We start from the raw sequence: 19584 nt of genomic DNA, 5'->3' as shown, positions 1-19584 counted from the left end.
TCAGCATGCACATCTGGCGATTCAGGCTCTTTGGATTTTTGGTCGGCACTCTTCCTGTGGGGGGATCGGGGGGCTAACCTGACCCAGTGCCGGGAAAAAAGACGAAAATAAAAGCATCTACCGCTTGAGTTCGCGATTGATGCGCATCAAGACCCCGGCGGGCGACTGCTTGGCTTGAGCAGCTTTTTCAACGGCCCGGCGAATACCAAGTGAGGCCACATGCAAAATATCCCTCGTGCCTCTTGTAGCGTCCGGGTGATCAGCCATTTCACCCAGGAGCCGAAGCACGTGTCGCTCGTACTCGCGAAGAGAAATGAGTGGAATTTGCATGTGGCCTCCATTTGGGGGGTCGGGGTCTCAAGAGGCGGCGGGAGCAAGGGTTAAACTCCCGCCTGTCGCGCCTCAGGATCAGTATGAAGGAGCTGGCCTCTTGAGACTCCGAAGAGTTGGTGGACCGGGACTTTTGTGCAGTGATGGCTCTTACGTTTCTCGTTATCCCTAACCGGTGCCCGGTCCATCGTGTTTCAGTATCGAACAGTTTCGGATCGCACGGCGCTAAGGAAGCTTTGAATAGCGGTCTGAGCTTCGTGCGCCTTCTCTTCAATTTCTAAGAGTTCATCCTCCTTGATTTTACGGTCCGCGATGGCGTCGGTGTACGTTCCGACAAGTTCGCCAAAGTCTTTGACGATTCGCATAATTTCTTGCTGGCTATTTGCGCAAAGCCCTGCCTCAACCTGCGGGAGCGAGACAAATACCCCGCCCATCGCACGGGCAAGCTGGCAGCGGGACTGTTCTGAATCCGTCATCGCGATCAGGTCTAAAGCGTGGCTTAAGCCAAGCTTGTGGCTAAACAGCGTGGGATTCAGCTCGTTCATTAACGTGGAGTAGGATTTGCCCAGAGCCTCAGCTGCGCGTTCTGCGCCGAGTGTTTCACGGACGGCCTGCCCCAAAGTATGAAAAAACAGAGCCTGCTCTTCCGTCACTTCAACCTCCTGAGAATAAAGCTCTAATTTCTCGTATACATGCGTAATTTTTTAAGAAAAACTTTTCGCATATACACAATCAAATATTTGCTTTGAACAAATCCGGTCGAAGCTCTCGGATGGGGATATCCAGCTCTACCGCGTAACGGATGGCAGCATCCCCGCCGATCTGACGTTTCGCCTTGCAGTGCATAAGAACTGTTGCTCGGCTAAGACCTACTCGCCGCCCTAAGGCCGCGAACGTCAGCCCGTTTTTTCGTCTGAATTGTTCAAGTGCGTTATGCATGGGAGAAAGTTGACACACGCAAACTTTTTAGTCAACTGGAGAGTTGTGCATGGTCAATTGCTCTGAGGATATACTTCTCCTTATGGATAGTTACCGGGTAAATGATCGAGCGTGGGAACTTATCATCAAAGAGCTAAGAAAACGGCGTGAAAACGGCGAAACTCTTGAAGCGATAGGGAAACACCTCGCAGCACATAAATCGACAGTAAAACTCTGGCTCGATAATCAGCGAGGTGGAGAACGTACCTCTTTTAGAGATATGATTCGCTACCTTGATAGGCTAAATATTCCTTTTGATCAGGTGTTTGGAGCTGGAATTTACATCCCAGAAAAGCCACACCGCTTGAAACCTTCGACATATGAAGAGAATATCGCAAAGACTTTAGCCGGTGCAGCCACAGTTTTCGGAAAAAATGCAAGGTCTATTGCCTCAGAGGTTGGAGAGGGGATCACAACCGAAACGGTACAAAAAATTCTCGACGGCGAAATTTCTATGACTGTAAAAGAACTCACAGCGGTGTGCTCCGCTATTGATATTCTCCCGGAAACAGTCATGAAGCGAGCTAGAGAACTCACCCTGCAACCTCAAGAAAAAAAACGAAAGACTAGGCGGTCAGCCTAAGGGTAATAATAGGAGGGAGGGCTACTCCCCGGCGTGTTCAACGATACAGGCCGGAAATCCATCACTACCTAAAGTTGATACGTTGAGCCAATATTAGACAAGTACTAAATACCTTATTGCAGAAATATAATTAAATAAAACGTCATCATTAACCCAAAAACACATTAAAACCCCTCCCCCATTTGGTGGTGAGGGTTTTCTTTTGACCTTAAAGTTTCTTCGTGCAAACTTTTTCTTGACCTAAAAACTGACTCGTGAAAACATTTCTTCATCAAACAGGCTGAACCTAGGCCGTAGCCAAAAGTCCGCGGTACGCCCGGCAAGTAGGCAAAGACCTTTGATCGGCTTGTTTCACACAAGAAAGAGCAGGAGAAGCATATGAAAGCCTTACGCAAAGCCTATTCATACATTACTCCAACCTTGGGAGCACTTCTCATAATTGCCGTGTATGGCATGGCCTGCGCTCTTGGCGAACGACTCACAGCAGGGATGTAATGCACCAAAGGAAGCCTCATGCACTGGCTTAAACAACTTTTCAGGAAACCTTCGCGACGGGAAAGACTCCCCTATCATTGGTTCATTTCATACGTCAGCGAGAAAGGCCCGGGAACTGCTTTTGTCCACACAGAGAATCCCATGCGCACAGAAGAGGATATCAATATAATGAACTTCCGACTGCGCAAGGACTTAGGCAACGATATTCAAATATTTGGATGGAAAAGCCTGAAGGGCTAGGAGGAAACAACATGAGGAATCGAGAAATCATAGAACGCGCGCCCAAAGACGCAGCACACATTCCAGTCCAGCTTGTGGAAACGCCAAAGCTCCTTTTGACATCCAGAGAAGTCAGCGAGCTAACCGGAATATCTGTCAGCACACTGAGCATTTGGCGCACGAGAAAAGAAGGTCCGCGCTATGTGAAGTTCAACCGAGGAATATTCTATCGACCAGAGTCGCTCAGAAAGTTCTTTGAATACTGTGAAGTGCGCACTATCGATATGCGATAAAAAAGCTCCCCATATGGGGAGCTTTTTATTCCCAATAAATAAAATCTCAGCCCCCTTTGCAACAATCCAAACCAAGAGGTATCATTTATAAAAGTCTATTCATTTACAAAGGGGACGCCATGCGGAAAACACTTATTATTTCAACTATAATTTTAGCTTATATTGCTCTTACTTTCTCGACCAGTCCTAACACAATGGCGTGCTCTGAGATACACATACAAAACAACAACGCAAATGTTTCAGCCCGGAACTTTGATTTCATGTCAGGGAAAGGATTAATTTCCATATCTCCCAGAGGGCAACTCCATAAATCAGCTTTTTCGTCCAACGCTCACCCTTCAAAACAATGGACCAGCAAATATGCTAGCGTATCTTTCTGGGTTTCTCTTCCTTCCAACAATTCAAATCCAATACTCGCCGGGGTCGATGGGATAAACGAGGCAGGATTAAAAATTGGTACATATTTCCTTGAAGCATCGCAGTACCCTGCGCCGACAGGATCAGAATCAATAGCAATCACATCTTATATGCAATACCTTCTCGACAACTACGCAAATGTTGCCGAGGCACTCGCAGACATTCAGTCTAGTTCCTACACTCTCCTTCCTGTCTCAGCTAATGATCTCAAAATCAAACTCCACTTCTACATCCACGATCAAGATGGACATTCAGCCATAATTGATTTCCTCGACGGCCAACCAATAATCTTCACTGCGCCAAAGACAACAATCCTTACAAATACTCCCTACAGTGAGGCTCTCAAAGCTCTCACAACCTACTCAGAGTTTGGGGGCAAAGAAGATATCCCCGGAGGCCCTGAATCACTCGAACGATTTGTACGCGGAGCATTTTACAAAAAACATCTTCCCGCCCCCGCGACAAACAAGCAGGCAATAAATTCAGGGTTCGCTCTTGTACAACTTCTTTCTGTTCCCCCCAAATTTGAACATGGCTGCACACAATGGACCATAGTCACCGACATAAAAAACAAACGCATTTTTTATCGCACGCTCAATGATCCCACTATTCAAAAAATCGACCTCACCACTCTTGATTTTTCTAAGGCGGAATCGAAGGAGTTTAACCAACCGTAAAATATAGTTATGTAGCAAAGGGGAACCTCAGAAATTTCCTCAAAAAGCCTATCCATTTCGTTAGGACATCGGCAATTTTTTTTCGAACAAGTCCTCATTAGTTTCATCTGGAATTATTCTTGCTTTTACCTAGTTAGCAGGAATTTTTTACCGGAGAAAACTGATGAATATTACAGCCCCAACTTCAAAGCGTAGCTTTTCGTTTACTAACCTTCTCTCGACCGCAGAAGGAGTATCCATTGGGCATCAATCCGAAGAGAAGCAGACAGGATCAGCCCACAAAGCTTTTGCTGATATCTTATCAGGCAAAGACGCAAAGCAGGCCTCTGCCTCTGGACTTTCAGGCAAAGCACTGTCTGAAGAAGAACAAAAAAGGCTGGAAAAGCTTCAGGATCAGCTCGAAGGTATTGTTCTCAACATGGGGAACAACCCGACGAAAGAGGACGTCCGGAAAGCTCGCGAAATAGAAAATGAAATAGCAAAGCTCACAGGCCAGAAAGCGAACCATGCGCTTTCTGAAGGCTTATACAAGCTGTACCAAGCCAATAAGACTTTCAATAAAGACGACAAGGAATCCCCAGAAAAGGGGATGTTTGCGCAAGACATTTCAATCAAGAAAAAGACATACCAATTTCACTTGAGCCAGCACGTCCAAAACGAGAATAAGAATACACCTAAGATTCTGCAACAGCAGGCAATAGACGCGTATACTCGGCAAGGAAATTTCTCTTAGTGTTCTAATGCCATGAGCACTTCTTGAAATCCCTTGTCGACACACGACAAAAAAAGCTCCCCATATGGGGAGCTTTTTTTGTGGTCTTATACCTAGGCCAGCAGACCTACTCATCACTTTTTTTAAAAAGGATCGGCTCTAAGAGAGGGAGCTTTTTCTTCACTCCCTTTTTAGTCAACAAATCCCAGAGCTGTTGACAATTTGTTGACAAAAAAAGGGTTCACAGAAGAGGTATCTTCTGTAAACCCTTGAAATCAATGGTGGCCCCGACAGGAATCGAACCTGTGGCCTACCGCTTAGGAGGCGGTCGCTCTATCCAACTGAGCTACGGGGCCATATTTATGTATGCTGGCGTTTTCGTCAAACGGATAGTTGAACTACGCGAGTTCATTTAGAAATGCAAGGCATTTCTTGGTACTTACGGGGTGCAATGCAATCCGGCGCACAGCCAGGCTAGCTACGAAAAGTCTTTCCGCTCCACCCAGAAGTCTGCACGGGGACATCTTCTCCGGTCAGAATAAAGCCTTCCCGCCCAGCAAGCGAATTCACAAAATTCGTTCCGCGTTTTGGCCCCATGACAAAGCTTGCCGTTGCCAGTGCGTCTGCTTCCATAACTGTTGGAGCACACACACTCACGCTCAGCGCCTGCACAGGTGACAATCCAGAGCTGGGATTCACCACATGATGAATCTTCCCCGTCTCATCATAGGCCTGCTCATAGCCTCCAGACGTTGCAATCGCCCCGCTTTTCAGCGCCAGCTCTGTCGGGAACTTCCCCTGCCCATGAGGATCCTCTACGGCAATATGCCACACGTGATCGCCTTCAACACGAATATCACCTCCAGCGTTTATCATAAAGGACTCAACGCCCTCACGCTGGAGCACATCCGCAGCCCGGTCCACAATATAGCCCTTGCCGATTCCATCAAAAGTCAATGCCATGCCAGACTTTGCAAACTGAATATCTCGCCCCTTGATCTGCACTGCAGAACCATCCACAAGCGACAATGCCTCTGCAAGTTCTTTGCGATCAACGTGCATCCGCCCCGAAGGGGCAGCATGAGACGACAGGTACGACACGACAGGTAAAACGGAGGCATCAAACGCGCCCCCTGTCTGGCCATAGATTCGCCCGGCTTCCTGTGCAAGAGCACCCAGCTCTGGGCTTGCGCCCCGGAGCACTCCAGCACTGTTCAAATGAGACAGCTCCGTCCCGTCCTTGTGCCGATCAAATATTTCACAAAGACGGTGCATCTCCTCCACTGCGCGCCCAACAGCCTGCTGAGCGCGATCCAGTGAAGAATCATACAGCGTAAACTGAACAAAAGTTCCCATTGTAAACCGGGTCTGGGACAGCTTATACCGCCCATCCTTCTCCTGAACATTGCCAAACGCAATTTCTGCGCTCGCTGCGGCCGGAGAAAGAACAGCACCAAAACCAAGCACTCCACTCATGCGGAGAAACGATCTGCGTGTCATGTCCCAGAAACCCATGGCTAGTCCTCCTGCTCTTCAAGAAGCGATTTTACACCGGGCTGGCCTGCGTACTGTGCGCCAGCCGACGCATCATAACAGGTCAAGCCACAACGCAGGCAACGAGATGCCTCGCGCTCGGCAGAAGCCCTGTCCAGAGCCTTGCTCACTTCTTCGTGGAACGTCGAACGACGCTCCTCAACCGGAATCTCTGGAATCTGAACTCGCGGCACGGAGTACTCAACTTTCATGCCCTTCAGAATTGTTTCCGGAATAACGCGGAGCTGAGCATTCTCAGGAGCTTCAACCTTGCCTGTCGTAATCAACATATGGATGGAACGAGCGGCAACACGGCCATCAGAAACAGCCTGAACAATGGGACCACGCCCACGATACAGCTCGCCACCAATAAAGACGTCCGGCACGGCAGTCTGGAGCGTTTCTTTATTGGCGTCCAGGGTGCCCTTCTTGGTGAGCTTCATTTCGCACTCACCATCTTCAGACGTAAACGGAGCCAGATCAGCCACACGATCAGCGCAATTTACAACCAAATCGCACTGAATTGACGCTTCTGTTCCTTCAACAGGCTTTGGCTCACCAGTCGCCTTTTTCGGGTCTTTGTATTCGGTAGAAACATAGCGAACAGTCAGGCCATCTGCACCGGCTTCAATTGCGGTCGGTGTCGTCTTGAACAGAAGACTTGTGCCAAGCTCGGCAGCTCGGTCAATCTCCAGATTGTTCGCAGACATCTTTCGCTTGATGTGCTTTGTCAGCACAACAACGCTTGCCGCATGCAAACGACCAGCACTCCGGGCAACGTCCATTGCAGCGTTGGTGTCACCAACAATAACAAGGCGCTTGCCCTCAAGGTCTGGCTGGTTCTTTTTCAAGGTCGTCAGGAATTCAATGCCATTTACACACTGAGCACTCTCCTCGCCGGGAATGCCAAGGGCTGGCGTCTTCCATGCACCCGTTGCAACAAATGTTACCTCAAAGCCATCATTGCGAAGACTTTCAAGCGTTATGTCCTGACCAAAGACCGTTCCCGGCTCGGCAATAACGCCAAGATCCAGAATGCCCTGAACTTCCCATTCAGAAACACTCTGCGGAACACGATAATCAGGAATAGCATGGCGAACCATGCCACCAAGAGTCTGCTGCTTATCAAAAACATGAACTTCATATCCGAGTCGGCGCAGGTAAAAGGCGCAGCTCAATCCAGCGGCACCACCACCAACAACCGCAACCCGGTGTCCATTGGCAGGATTACACGATACCGGAACCCGTCCACCGGATTCCATTTCCCAGTCAGCGACGTGGCGCTCAAGGGAATTAATGGCAATGCCTTCATCAACGATCTGACGACGGCAAATTGTTTCACAGCCATGCGGGCAAATGCGTCCAACAATACCTGGAAGTGCAATACGTTTTTTGAGCGTCAGCAGCGCTTCGCCCATTTCATTCTTCTTGATCTGCTGAATCATGGTTCGCACATCAAGCTGTGCAGGACATTTCTGCATGCACGGAGCAAGGCAGTCATCCAGCTGATTCATGTGCAGCAGCTCGCTCGACAGGCCATTGACCCGAATCGCCCCTGTCGGACACGCCTCTACGCACTGCCCACAGGCAACACACAAAGACCTGTTCACAACAGGCAAGCCCTCTTCGGACATCTCAATGGCGCCAAAGGAACACGCCTTGACGCAAGAACCCTTCCCAAGACATGCCATTCCGCAAATCTTGTCGCCACCATACAGCATGGCCATAGCCCGGCAGTCTTCGACGCCGTTATAGTCATACAGCTCTCTGGCTCGCTTGCCGCCAGTACAAATACCAGCCGCAACCTTGGGTTCCTTAAAGGCAACAGACATGCCCATAACACGCGCTACAGCCGTTGCGGTTTCCATTCCGCCAGCCACACACAGCTCTGGGGATGCTTCGCCAGCGACAACAGCCGCTGCAGCAGCACTACATCCGGGATAGCCACAGCCACCACAGTTTGCACCGGGCAGGCAGGCTTCGACCTCGGCAATGCGCGGGTCTTCTTTCACATGCAAAACCTTGGATGCAACAGCCAGAATAGATGCTGCGGCAAAACCAAGTCCAGAAAGCAAGAATATCGACGTACTCGCCATAACGTTTACCCTTCCTGACAGTTAGCCACCTTCCCCGCTTTTCTGGCTACGCTCCAGCGTGCTTGAGCGCGACAGCCACAAGGGCAACGTCGACACACAAAACCAAAAAAGCAGGCACAGCCAGCTTGGCATGGCGTGAAAACGCGGAACCCGGAAAGAAGCGGCCAGAACGGTGCTTCGGCTTGGGCATCAGGTTCCCCCCGGTATAAACGACTCCAGAAAACAGCAGCACGAACAAAACGCCATGCAGCAGGGAGCCTACGGCCAGGGCACATCCACCAAGGACTAAGGCGACAGAATTCATCATATTACATTCCTCTCACGATTTAGCGGTGTTGCAGCACCGGCTAGGCGGCCATGCCCTGGAATGCAAAAAATGCAAGCGACATGAGACCGGCCATCACCAATGCACTTGGGACTCCGCGAAATACATGAGGGAGGGGTGAGATGTCCAGTCTTTCTCTAATGGACGACAGAATTACCAATGCAATGGTAAAGCCTGCGCCAGATGCAAGAGCAAAAACAATGGACTTCAAGAAACTATATTCACTGCGCTGAACCATGATTGCTACACCCAGTACGGCGCAGTTCGTCGTGATAAGCGGCAGGAACAAACCAAGAGACTTGTACAGCGGCGGAATGGCCTTCTTGAGAAACATTTCAACAAACTGGACAAGCGACGCAATAATCAGAATAAACGCGATGGTTTGCAGATACTCAAGACCATTGGGCTTGAGTGCATACACATGGACGGGCCAGGTAATGGCTGTTGCCATCACCAAAACAAACATAACAGCACCGCCCATGCCGAGTGCGACATCAATACTCTTGGACGTCCCCATAAACGGGCAGGTACCAAGATACTGCACCAGCACGATGTTGTTGATAAAAATTGCGGAAATTACGAGCAGAAAGTATTCCATAGCACTTTCCCATTCAGCTAAGGTTGGTGAGATTACTTACCGCAACCACCACAGGAGCCACAGTCTCCACCACAGCCAGCGATCGGCTTGGGTGCAGGCAGACTCTTGCGCTTGGCATTCCAGATGTTGAACGCGTTCATGCATGCCAGAATGACACCGAGGCAGATAAATGCACCCGGAGCCTTTACCATCATGATGAATGGCTCAAAGCTGTCCCACATAACGGGCACGCCAAAGACGGTTCCGTTTCCGAGAACCTCACGCAGCACACCAAGAAAGGTTAACGCCATTGTGAAGCCAAGTCCCATGCCCAGTGCGTCCATAATGGAGTACCAGACATTATTCTTGGAAGCGAAAGCCTCAGCTCGTCCCAAAATCAGACAGTTAACAACAATCAGCGGAACAAAGATGCCAAGCTGCTGATACAAAGGATAAGTGTACGCCTGCATGAGCAGCTCAACAGCAACAACAATGGATGCTGCAATAACAATATAGCAGGCAATTCGTACCTTAGAGGGAATGACCTTTCGCAAGGTTGAAATAAAGATATTGGACAGGGTCAAAACAAAGAGGACCGCAAGTCCCATACCCAGACCATTTTCTGCAGAAGACGTCACAGCAAGGGTCGGACAGAGTCCAAGCACAACGCGGAACGGCGGAAGCTCGTCCCACAGACCCTTGGAGAATTCTTTCCATGTTCTGTTCATTGTGTTCCCCTATTTGTTTAAGGCTGTCAGAATCTGGCTTCTGTTCTTTGCGTAAACCTGCATAGCCTTCTTCACAGCCTCAACGGCGCCCTTGGAGGAGTAGCTCGCTCCAGACACACCTTCAATGCCAGCACCAAGATCAAGACGGCTCATCGCGTGGCCTTTGAACTGACTGGTAAATGCAGGAAGGGTGACACGGCTTCCCAGACCTGGAGTTTCAGTCTGGGTGGTGATGCCAATGCCAAGCAGAGCACTCGACTCAGTGGAAAAGCCAACCATCACACCAATATCCCCAGAATATCCGGGAGCAAAAGTTTCGAGCGCAAAGCCCGTCAGCTTCCCTTTTTGCTTAACGGGGAAAATCGTCAATTCGCCCTCGTCAGCAGGGACATTGATTCGCTCGGCAATGGGATTGTTGTCATGCATTCCGACAACTTCCATCAGGGCTGGCCCCTGCACGTACGTCAAAACCTGAGATTCAATACGGTCTTTTGTCATTCCTTTTAGCGTTGCCAGAGAGAATCCGGAAACACCACAGATGACAGACAAAACCAGAACCATGCTCAAAATTTCTTTCATTGTGCTCTAGCCTCCAAAAGGTCGTGGCCGAATGCGATCAAGCAACGGGCTAAGGAGATTTGCCAGAAGAATGGCAAAGGTCACGCCATCAGGATACATGCCATAAACGCGAATAATCATGACCAGAATGCCGCCAATCAATCCGAAAAGGAGCTGGGGAGTCCGGCCAGTTGGACTGGAAGATGTATCTGTTGCGAGGAAGAATGCCCCAAAGATCACGCTGCCACCAAGAACGTGGTACAAGCCTAAAACATACAGTTCAGGATTCAGCATGTGGTACAGCTCGGCTGTTGCAAAAACGCCAACAAGAAAAGCCACCGGGATGTACCAGCGAATTTTCCGTGTTCCGATCAGGAAGATGCCGCCAAGGAGCAAGGCTGCAACCTGAGAAGCACCGATAGACCCAAGCGTGTGACCAAGGAACAGATCCGTGTAGGAATACTGCGACATCAGCGCCTCTGGCCCAAAGAACTTCAGCTGGGCAAGAGGTTCGTTCAGCGCATTGCTTGCCATTGTCAGGTCAATATCGAGGGAGGCAGGCCAAGAGATTCGGCACACAGCCCATGCAACAAGAGGAGCACACAGGGGGCTTGAACCGCCACCGCCAAAAACCATACGGCCAAGCGATGCGGTCAGCGCTGCACCCAGAACAACCGTCCACCACGGAGTCTGCGCTGGAAGCAAAAACGCAAAAAGCACTCCCATGTAGAATGCGTTAAAATTATCAACATCAATGTCCCGGCCCATCATCTTCTGGCAGAGCGCCTCAACGAGGACACATACAGAACCAGACAGGGCAAAGACACGAATAGCGCCCATTCCGTAGGTACTGACGGCCATAACAATTGCCGGTAGCAATGCCAGAAGCCCATACAGAGAAAGGCGGCGAATGCCATCTCCCACCCGCCAGTGTGGACCAGTGCTCACAGTCAGCAGGCGCTCACCACTGGCAAGGGGTTTGATTACTGGAGGAGTCATAAGAATCTGTCCTTCTTGCTTAAAGATTCAGATCAGCGAAGCACTAGGCTCCAAGCTGACGCTGCTTTTTTGCAAACCTGATGAGCTGAAGCAGAGGGCGGCGTGCCATGCAATGTGCGGCGCAAAGCCCACATTCAAAACACAGATCCAGCCCATGAGTCGCAGCCTTCTCAAACTCGTTAAACTCTGCGTAACGGGTAATGAGGTTTGGCTGGAGGCGTGCAGGACAGTGCAGAACGCATTCACCACAGTTAATGCAGTACACATTCTCCACCGGAACAATCTGCCCTTTTCGGACAATCCCCACAGCCAGACACCGTTCTGTCAGCCCCTGATCGAGGCTGTACGCAGACTCGCCAGTCATCATTCCGCCAACGCGAAGGATGTCCCCATCCCGAACGTCCGTGCCGAGCTGTTCCAAAACAGCTCCAACAGGAGTCCCAAGCGGAACTCTCCAGTTTGCATCAGCAATGGTCAGAATCGTTTCGGCCAGAGGAAGCCCTGTTTCAACGACCCGCCCAATCTGCCAAAGCCGCAGGGCATTCACGACCACTACGCCTTTGGGATTTTCTTTTCCTGTGGCAGCCTTCACAACCAAAGGATCGAGGGAGTTGGGATACACAGCCTTGATACCCAACAGCTCGCAGCCTTGTGGAGCTTCTGGCTTACGCTGTTCATCGTGAGCCAAAATACAGCGGGACGGCTGCACAAGGCGCTTCACAAGTTCCAGCCCTTTTTCCAGCGTCGGCATTTCATCTTTAATGAGTTGAGCCTGAACCAAAACACCCGGTTCAGTATTCAACCCATTCACGATCAAAAGCTCTGCTGCTTCAAGTCCTTCTGTTGAGATGCCAAAAACACGAAGTTGCTCCAACAGCTCCTCGCCACGTGGGATCGCCGAGAAGTCGATGGGGTCAATGCTGGCATCGCCATCAGGGACAAGCGAAACAAAGGCCACAGTCATTTTTGAGATTTTTCCTGCCAGAGGAGCAGAAACATCAGCCCCGTGTGCAGTCTGGGCTTTGGCTATCTGTGTTCCACGCGGCACGACTTTGCCACGCTTTGCAGTCACAGACATATCCTTAACCCGTACATTCAGGAGCCGGGGGGCAGGCAATTCCCGAATAGCATCCGCTGGCTCATGACCAAGAGACAAATCGAGTTTTTTCATAAGGCTACTTCCTGGCATGACATTCGTAACAGCTTTGTTCACCGTAAGGTCCAGCCTCTTCTGACTGATGGCAGCCCATGCATTGGTCATGGAAGGCATCACCACGCGTCGGAATCATTTCTGGATCTGGACGATCATCTTCGGCGAGTTGTGTCCCAGCCTTGGGAGCGTCATCGTGGCAGCGCAGGCAGTACTCCTTGTCTGGGAAAGCTGTCTGATGCTTGATCTTGAAATCGTTATCAAACTCTTTTGGATGACAGCTCCCACACGGAACAGGAGAAACATTTTCGTTTTCTGAACCGCCGTGATGACAGTCATCGCAGGAGTATCCGTAGTCATCCGCATGCTCAACATGAGAAGAAATGACCCTGCCACCTGTATTGTCCAAAACAAATCGTGCAGGGACGGGCTTTTCATCAGAAGAAGCTCCGTAACCAACCACGGCGACAACAAGACAAATGGCGACAACCGCTAGTATGGACGTATATCGCTTTTGCAACAGTCCCACCCCTTGAAACGTTGAGTTTCCCATGCCTGGGCTTTGCCCGGCATGCCAAAGGCCTTGTGCCCAAGGTTTTCACCATCTGTATGCTTGCGTACACAGTATTTGCCATGTCGAAATATTGGGGAGAGCTTCGGGACAAGCTCTTTTTCGGAAGCACGGCAAAGGGCGAAATCTGGCTCAGCCGAACCTAACACCTTGGATGCGCAAGAAAATTATTCAGCAAGCACTATGTCAGCTGGCTGACGATAGATTGCATAAGCCGAAAAGAACGAGTTGACAAGAGAGAAACAGGAGCACAAAGGGACGTATTTTTAAACTTTTAGAATTATACTAGAAGAATATACTTTCAAAATTTATTTGTAATTTTCCATTTTCATAGCAGTATGGCGCAGCTCATGATTGAAATTTCACAAGTAGAACAGAGCCAATTTCGTTTTTCCCCCGCTCTACCCATTTTCCGTCACAATACTGTTTCGTTTTATGGTGCTTATTCTTAAAAATGCATACGAAACTATTGTTTAGTACATTCAATTTTTGTGTGTCAAAAAGTGTCAGTTAGCCGAAACTTTTGTGCTATTTTATTCAATACTCAAAATATTGTTTACGCAGCTGTCTACCGCCATCACCCACCTTTCCATAAGCGCCACATCCCCAAAAGAGTGTCCTCCACCCGACACGAAGCACAAACAAAAATGCAACTGGTTTACAGGAACATAAAAGGGGTTATACTATCGACACGGCTTATCGCTTCCAAACCAAGGAAAGGCAGAATGCAGAACACATTTACATGGAGGACAGAATGAAAACACGCCGAACAGTACATGCACTTGCCATGACGCTCGCGCTGATCTTTTGCACAGCGCAGCTTGCCTCTGCAGCCCTTCCAGAATTCTCTGAACTGGCCCAAAAGGCCGGAAGCGCTGTGGTCAACATCAACACGGTGAAGACCATAAAACAGAACCAGCAGATGCAGGAGTTTTTCCGCTTTCACAAACGCGGAACTCCTTTAGATGATTTTTTTGACCAGTTTGAACGCTACTTCAACAGACCCAACCAGCGCCCCAGAAAAGAACGCTCCCTTGGTTCTGGCTTCATCATCTCTCAGGACGGTTTTATCGTGACGAACAATCACGTCATTGCTGGTGCTGATGAAGTTTCTGTAACGCTTCAGGGCGCAGAAAAAACACTTCCGGCCAAAATCATTGGTCGCGATCCGGAAACCGATCTCGCCCTGCTCAAGGTCACGACATCCCAAAAGCTGAAAACCCTGCGCTTTGGCAGCTCCAAAGACGCCAAGGTCGGGCAGTGGGTTATGGCCATTGGCAATCCTTTTGGTCTTGACCACTCTGTTACCGCAGGCATCATCAGCGCCAAGGGCAGAATCATTGGTTCCGGCCCCTTCGATGATTTTATTCAGACAGACGCATCCATCAACCCCGGCAACTCTGGCGGTCCCCTCCTGAACCTGAATGGCGAAGTTATAGGTATCAACACCGCCATTGTCGCATCTGGTCAGGGCATTGGCTTTGCCATCCCGTCTGATCTTGCCAAACGGGTTATCGATCAGCTCAAGTCCAACAAAAAAGTTTCCCGCGGCTGGATTGGCGTGACCATCCAGAACATGGATGAAAACACCGCCAAGGCTTTGGACCTCAAGCAGAAACGCGGCGCACTGATTGCCTCTGTTATTGATGGAGAACCTGCCGCAAAAGCTGGCATGAAGGCTGGCGACGTTGTTATCAAGGTTGAAGGACAGCCCATCAAAGACGCAAGCGCCCTGCTCAAGAGCATAGCATCCTACAAGCCCGGTGAACGCGTTGGCGTTACGGTCTGGCGCAACGGCTCCGAAAAAAATCTCAAGATCAAGCTCGGCGAACGCAAGACTCAGCAGGCAATGGCCGGACTCAATCAGAAGTCACAGCCTGAATCTGCAATTGGACTGCGCCTTCGCACTCCAAACAAGGAAGAAGCCCGCGCTCTTGGACTGGACAAGCCACAGGGTCTGCTCATCATTGGCGTTCAGCAAAATTCTGCGGCCGAAACTGCTGGTCTCCGCCCCGGTGATGTTATCCTCCAGGCGAACCAGAAGGCCGTGAATTCCGTAAAAACCTTTGATGCCATTCTCACAGGCGAAGCCCAGAAAAAGGGTGTTGTCCTGCTGCTGATCCAGCGCCAAGGAAGAACACTCTTCATGTCGATTGCTCTCCCAAAAGGAAAGTAACGCGCCCATAACACTAAACAGAAGAGGAAGGTCCACACGGGCCTTCCTTTTTTTCTCTCACTTGAAAAAAACACCGCTTTCAGCAAAACTCCCACCCATGACAACAGACCACGCCACAACCACACTTCATGCAGGATGCAAGGTGAACCTCAATCTGTTCATCTGCGGCCTGCGGGAAGACGGATATCACGAACTGGACAGTATTTTCCTTCCATTGCCCGAGCCTCATGACACGCTCACCATCACCCGGGAGGCAAAACCGGGCTTCCGCATGAGTTCTTCCGTAAAAGCACTTGAAACCATGCACACCACCCTGCACTCCGCATATGACAAATTTTGCGAAGCGACAGGGACCAATCCTGGCCTGCGCCTGCATCTTGAGAAGGGAATCCCCTCCGGTGCGGGGCTTGGTGGCGGCAGTTCAGACGCTGCCGCGTTCCTCCAGTTCCTGAATGAGAATGCAGGCGAAAACGCCCTTCCACAGGAAAGACTGCACAGGATCGCCACGGCTGTTGGTGCTGATGTCCCGTTTTTTTTAATGAATAGCCCAGCCCATGCTTCAGGAATTGGCGAAAAACTTCGCAGAGTTTCACTTGATCTACGAGGTTTATCTCTGCTACTCTTGTGCCCGCCTGTGCACGTCCCGACAAATTGGGCGTACAAAGCATGGGACAAAGCGTTCCTCGCAAAAAATCATGACGAAAAAACAAGCGAAAGCTTGACATGCAGGGCCAGTACCGGTAAGTGCTTCCCCTGCTCTGAACGCCTGCTTCTCAATAGCTTTGAAAGTGTTGTTTTCAAAGCCTATCCAAAACTTCGCTCGCTCAAAGAGGAGCTGCTCCTTTCTGGCGCAGCGAGTGCGGTTATGAGCGGCAGCGGGGCCAGTCTGTTTGCCCTTTTCCGTTCTTACTCGACAGCAAGTCGGGTCGCGAAAAGATTGCAGCAGGCAGGCTTGTCCATCTATTTACATTCGTTTGATGCTGGGGTGTAGCCAAGGCGGTTAAGGCAACGGGTTTTGGTCCCGTCACTCGAGGGTTCGAGTCCTTCCACCCCAGCCATATATTTTTTTCAAGGAAAACCACGATGGCTATTGGCGAATTGAAAATCATGACTGGCTCGGCAAACCCTGAGCTTGCCACTGAGATTTGCAATCACCTTGGTTGCGAACTCACTCCGTGTCTGACGGACACGTTCAGCGATGGTGAAATCCGAGTGGAAATTGGCTCCAACGTCCGTGGAGCTGATGTTTTTGTTGTGCAGCCTACCTGCGCACCGGTCAACTTCCACCTGATGGAGCTCAGCATCATGCTGGACGCTCTCAAGCGTGCCAGCGTTGGTCGTGTCACTGCAGTCGTGCCGTACTACGGCTACGCCCGTCAGGACCGCAAGGTAGCACCTCGTGCACCCATCACCGCCAAGCTCGTGTCTGACTTCCTGACTGTTGCCGGCATTGACCGCTTGGTCACTGTTGACCTGCACGCTGGCCAGATTCAGGGCTTCTTCAACCTTCCGGTTGATAACCTTTACGCTGCCCCTGCACTGCTGGATCCGCTTCGCAAGTACGATAGCAAAGACCTTGTTATCGTTTCTCCCGACGCTGGTGGCGTTGAGCGCGCTCGTGCTTACGCAAAGCGTCTTGGTGCTGGCCTGGCCATCATCGACAAGCGCCGCGACTGCCCGAATCAGGCAAAAGCAATGCATGTTATCGGCGACGTAAAGGGCAAGACAGCCATCGTTGTTGACGATATGATTGATACAGCTGGAACCATTTGCGCTGGCGCTAAAGTTCTTGTAGAGAACGGTGCCAAGGAAGTACTGGCCTGTGCCACACATCCTGTCCTTTCTGGACCAGCTGTTGAACGCCTTGAGAATTCGCTGTACAAAGAGGTCTTCGTAACGAACTCCATTCCTCTGAAGGACAACGCGAAATCCTGCTCCAAAATCAAGGCTATTTCCCTGGCAAGTCTGCTGGGTAAGGCTATCCACAACATTCATACGGAATCTTCCGTAAGTGTGTTGTTCGTATAATTTTGTAATTTGAAGATCACCGCCGGGCCCGCCTTGGAACCGGGCGGGAACAGCTTGAAGGAGATACTCATGTCTGAACAGGTTACGCTCAAGGCCGCCGTACGAGAGGAAACCGGCAAGGGCTCCTGCCGCACCCTGCGCATTGAGAAAATGGTGCCCGGCGTTTTCTACGCCAAAAATGAAAACGTTCTCATCAAGGCACCTCTGATGAGCCTTGAAAAGGTTTACGCTGCTGTGAAAACTTCTCAGCTTCTGAGCCTTGAAATCGAAGGAAAAGGCACCTTCACCGCTCTGATTAAAGAGCTGGTTCGCCACCCCTTCAAGAACGAAATCACTCACTTCGACATCATGGGCGTCGACATGGAAAAGACTGTCCGTGTTTCCGTTCCTATGGTTACCGTTGGCCGCGCAGCGAGCATGGCTATGGGTTCCAGACTCGAAGTGTACCGTTCCATCGCTACCATCGAATGCCTGCCCGGAAACATCCCGGCATCCATCGAAATTGACATCACGAACTTCAAGGACAACGACACCCTTCAGATTGAAGACGTTGTTGTTCCCGAAGGCGTTAAGAAAATTTATGATGACAATTTCGCTGTTCTCCGTCTCGTTGCAAAGGGCGCTGCCATTGCAGAAGACGAAGAAGAAGAGGCATAAATCTGTCTTTCTTGCAGGGCTTCGGGTTTCCGAAGCCCTGTATTTTTTCTGGCACACAGGAACCGTTCAGGTTTCCCCCTCCTCCGCTTCTGGCTTCCCTAGCCTCTCCCACTCCTTCCCTTTTCCGGATCTGCACGTTCTGGCGGCTCTTCCGAACAGGCAGGCGTTTCGATTATGAAAAAATACGCAGGACTTCTGGTCGGCTTAGGTAATCCTGGTGTCGAATATGAAAACACCAGGCATAATTTCGGTTTTATGTTTGCTGATGCAGTACGTAGCAACGCAGGCGAAAGTGCCTGCACCCGCCTCTCGGTTGGTGACGACTGCATGGCGTGGGACTGTGCCATTATTCGCTCCAAGCCACACTGGATTATTGCTAAGCCACTGACATACATGAATCTCAGTGGCATCGCCGTAAAACGGCTGTGCAACAAATTTGGTATCACTCCCGAAAACGTCGTGGTCGCTCATGATGACCTTGATCTGCCGCTTGGGAAAATGAAACTCAAGAAAGGCGGAGGATCTGCCGGACACAATGGACTCAAGTCCATCATGGAAGAGCTTGGCTCTGCACAGTTTATTCGACTGCGCATGGGCATAGGTCGACCAGACCAGCGCGGCGGAGTCCGCGACTACGTTTTGGAACCATTTGAACCTGCCGAACAGGACACTCTTGATGCGACACTTGCCGCAGCCAAAAAAGGCCTGGGTATTTTCATTCGGCGAGGAATGCCACTTGCCGTGCAGCACATAAACAGTTTTAGCGCTCTTTCTTCGGACCAAAATCCGAAGAGCTAGACGAAACAGGCTCTTTGATATATATTTCTGGAGTTGCGTGCTTCACAGAGAGTTATGGAGATAAGGTAACGTGTTTCAAAAAGATGAACTCGTCGTATACCCGGCACAGGGTGTCGGTGTTGTAGAAAGAATCGAGGAACAGGAAATCGGTGGCGCTAAGGCCGAATTTTACATCGTTCGGATCCTCAGCAACAACGTGACCCTTATGGTTCCCGTTCTCAATGCTGAGAACGTGGGCCTTCGTCACGTCTGCTCCAAAGAAAAAGCAGAATCCATTATTGATTCCCTGAAGGACCGTTCGGACTTCACAGGCTATTCCGGTCAGAACTGGAACCGCCGCTACCGCGAATATTCAGAAAATCTGAAAAGCGGTGACTTGGCCGACGTCGCATACGTCCTGAAGGAACTGCTCCTCATCGGAAAAGACAAAGAATTGTCTTTTGGCGAGCACAGACTGCTTGAGCAGGCAATGGGGCTTCTGACCCTTGAGCTTGCACATGCTCTCGACAAAGAGCAGGACGAAGTCCGTGCCCAGATCGAAGAACTCTTCTCAGACGTTCTTGAACCTCAAAAAGAAGAGTAAAATTTTCTTGCCTTCAGACATCTGCTAGGCTAAAGCATCTATTGCTAAGTAGTTTGCAAGTATCTCTACTGATGCTGCTACATTACTCAATCTACACTTCC

The 19584-nt window shown here is 50.2% G+C and carries 21 protein-coding genes and 2 tRNA genes; 11 read left to right on the top strand and 12 right to left on the bottom strand.

Going from position 1 to position 19584, the window contains the following annotated elements; translation table 11 throughout:
* Positions 1 to 117 precede the first annotated feature (117 nt).
* Together B5D23_RS05010 and B5D23_RS05005 are read right to left on the bottom strand one after the other, a co-directional pair.
* The gene (locus B5D23_RS05010; RefSeq protein WP_078684307.1) at positions 118 to 330 is read right to left on the bottom strand and encodes a hypothetical protein; all 213 of its coding nucleotides are present in this window, start codon (positions 328 to 330) and stop codon (positions 118 to 120) included.
* A 194-nt stretch (positions 331 to 524) separates the two neighbouring features.
* Positions 525 to 983 carry a phage regulatory CII family protein gene (locus tag B5D23_RS05005; protein WP_078684306.1) on the bottom strand — a complete coding sequence of 153 codons (459 nt, stop codon included), beginning with the start codon at positions 981 to 983 and terminating at the stop codon, positions 525 to 527.
* A gap of 368 nt (positions 984 to 1351) precedes the next feature.
* Between B5D23_RS05005 and B5D23_RS05000 the strand changes: the two genes are divergently transcribed.
* The 4 genes from B5D23_RS05000 (at position 1352) to B5D23_RS04980 (ending at position 4725) form a co-directional block, all read left to right on the top strand.
* Positions 1352 to 1891 carry a hypothetical protein gene (locus B5D23_RS05000; RefSeq protein ID WP_144012545.1) on the top strand — a complete coding sequence of 180 codons (540 nt, stop codon included), beginning with the start codon at positions 1352 to 1354 and terminating at the stop codon, positions 1889 to 1891.
* 746 nt (positions 1892 to 2637) lie between these two features.
* Positions 2638 to 2898, top strand: coding sequence for a helix-turn-helix transcriptional regulator (locus B5D23_RS04990; protein WP_078684303.1), 261 nt, complete (start codon positions 2638 to 2640; stop codon positions 2896 to 2898).
* A 119-nt stretch (positions 2899 to 3017) separates the two neighbouring features.
* Positions 3018 to 3992 (top strand): linear amide C-N hydrolase, encoded by a 975-nt coding sequence (locus B5D23_RS04985; RefSeq protein WP_078684302.1) that lies wholly within the window; start codon positions 3018 to 3020, stop codon positions 3990 to 3992.
* A 163-nt stretch (positions 3993 to 4155) separates the two neighbouring features.
* Entirely contained in the window at positions 4156 to 4725 is a 570-nt protein-coding gene (locus B5D23_RS04980; protein WP_078684301.1) for a hypothetical protein, read from the top strand.
* A 258-nt stretch (positions 4726 to 4983) separates the two neighbouring features.
* Here the strand turns inward: B5D23_RS04980 and B5D23_RS04975 are convergent.
* The 10 genes from B5D23_RS04975 to B5D23_RS04930 all read right to left on the bottom strand — a co-directional run bounded on the left by B5D23_RS04975 (position 4984) and on the right by B5D23_RS04930 (position 13199).
* A tRNA-Arg gene (locus tag B5D23_RS04975) sits at positions 4984 to 5060 on the bottom strand.
* Between the two features lie 118 nt (positions 5061 to 5178).
* Positions 5179 to 6219, bottom strand: a complete 1041-nt coding sequence (locus tag B5D23_RS04970; protein WP_078684300.1) for an FAD:protein FMN transferase — start codon at positions 6217 to 6219, stop codon at positions 5179 to 5181.
* Positions 6220 to 6221: 2 nt separating this feature from the next.
* Positions 6222 to 8333: an RnfABCDGE type electron transport complex subunit B gene (locus B5D23_RS04965; RefSeq protein ID WP_078684299.1), complete on the bottom strand. Its 2112-nt coding sequence runs from the start codon at positions 8331 to 8333 to the stop codon at positions 6222 to 6224.
* A 46-nt stretch (positions 8334 to 8379) separates the two neighbouring features.
* A complete protein-coding gene (locus B5D23_RS04960; RefSeq protein WP_078684298.1) occupies positions 8380 to 8640 on the bottom strand; it encodes a hypothetical protein in 261 nt (86 codons plus the stop codon).
* Positions 8641 to 8680: 40 nt separating this feature from the next.
* A complete protein-coding gene (locus B5D23_RS04955) occupies positions 8681 to 9256 on the bottom strand; it encodes an electron transport complex protein RnfA (protein WP_078684297.1) in 576 nt (191 codons plus the stop codon).
* 32 nt (positions 9257 to 9288) lie between these two features.
* Positions 9289 to 9963 carry an electron transport complex subunit RsxE gene (gene rsxE / locus B5D23_RS04950; protein WP_078684296.1) on the bottom strand — a complete coding sequence of 225 codons (675 nt, stop codon included), beginning with the start codon at positions 9961 to 9963 and terminating at the stop codon, positions 9289 to 9291.
* 9 nt (positions 9964 to 9972) lie between these two features.
* On the bottom strand, positions 9973 to 10542 hold the full coding sequence (gene rnfG, locus B5D23_RS04945; RefSeq protein WP_078684295.1) for an RnfABCDGE type electron transport complex subunit G: 570 nt from the start codon (positions 10540 to 10542) through the stop codon (positions 9973 to 9975).
* Between the two features lie 6 nt (positions 10543 to 10548).
* Entirely contained in the window at positions 10549 to 11520 is a 972-nt protein-coding gene (locus B5D23_RS04940; RefSeq protein WP_078684294.1) for an RnfABCDGE type electron transport complex subunit D, read from the bottom strand.
* Positions 11521 to 11563: 43 nt separating this feature from the next.
* Positions 11564 to 12691, bottom strand: coding sequence for a 4Fe-4S dicluster domain-containing protein (locus B5D23_RS04935; protein ID WP_078684293.1), 1128 nt, complete (start codon positions 12689 to 12691; stop codon positions 11564 to 11566).
* A gap of 4 nt (positions 12692 to 12695) precedes the next feature.
* On the bottom strand, positions 12696 to 13199 hold the full coding sequence (locus B5D23_RS04930) for a cytochrome c3 family protein (protein ID WP_348980882.1): 504 nt from the start codon (positions 13197 to 13199) through the stop codon (positions 12696 to 12698).
* 796 nt (positions 13200 to 13995) lie between these two features.
* On the opposite strand from B5D23_RS04930, the gene B5D23_RS04925 reads away from it, so the two are divergent.
* The 7 genes from B5D23_RS04925 to B5D23_RS04895 all read left to right on the top strand — a co-directional run bounded on the left by B5D23_RS04925 (position 13996) and on the right by B5D23_RS04895 (position 19483).
* Positions 13996 to 15417, top strand: coding sequence for a DegQ family serine endoprotease (locus tag B5D23_RS04925; RefSeq protein ID WP_078684291.1), 1422 nt, complete (start codon positions 13996 to 13998; stop codon positions 15415 to 15417).
* A gap of 97 nt (positions 15418 to 15514) precedes the next feature.
* Complete coding sequence (gene ispE / locus B5D23_RS04920) at positions 15515 to 16408, top strand: 4-(cytidine 5'-diphospho)-2-C-methyl-D-erythritol kinase (protein WP_078684325.1); 894 nt, start codon at positions 15515 to 15517, stop codon at positions 16406 to 16408.
* A tRNA-Gln gene (locus tag B5D23_RS04915) sits at positions 16399 to 16475 on the top strand. The genes ispE and B5D23_RS04915 overlap by 10 nt, the downstream gene beginning before the upstream one ends.
* A 25-nt stretch (positions 16476 to 16500) precedes the next feature.
* Entirely contained in the window at positions 16501 to 17445 is a 945-nt protein-coding gene (locus tag B5D23_RS04910; RefSeq protein ID WP_078684290.1) for a ribose-phosphate diphosphokinase, read from the top strand.
* Between the two features lie 69 nt (positions 17446 to 17514).
* Positions 17515 to 18102, top strand: a complete 588-nt coding sequence (locus B5D23_RS04905; RefSeq protein WP_078684289.1) for a 50S ribosomal protein L25 — start codon at positions 17515 to 17517, stop codon at positions 18100 to 18102.
* 174 nt (positions 18103 to 18276) lie between these two features.
* Positions 18277 to 18900 (top strand): aminoacyl-tRNA hydrolase, encoded by a 624-nt coding sequence (pth, locus tag B5D23_RS04900; RefSeq protein ID WP_078684288.1) that lies wholly within the window; start codon positions 18277 to 18279, stop codon positions 18898 to 18900.
* A 70-nt stretch (positions 18901 to 18970) separates the two neighbouring features.
* A complete protein-coding gene (locus B5D23_RS04895; RefSeq protein WP_078684287.1) occupies positions 18971 to 19483 on the top strand; it encodes a CarD family transcriptional regulator in 513 nt (170 codons plus the stop codon).
* Positions 19484 to 19584: the final 101 nt, after the last annotated feature.

It is taken from the genome of Desulfobaculum bizertense DSM 18034 (assembly GCF_900167065.1).
In the GTDB taxonomy this organism is placed as follows: domain Bacteria; phylum Desulfobacterota; class Desulfovibrionia; order Desulfovibrionales; family Desulfovibrionaceae; genus Desulfobaculum; species Desulfobaculum bizertense.
The sequence above is the reverse complement of the archived record's forward strand: the minus strand, read 5'-3'. Positions and strand labels throughout refer to the sequence as shown.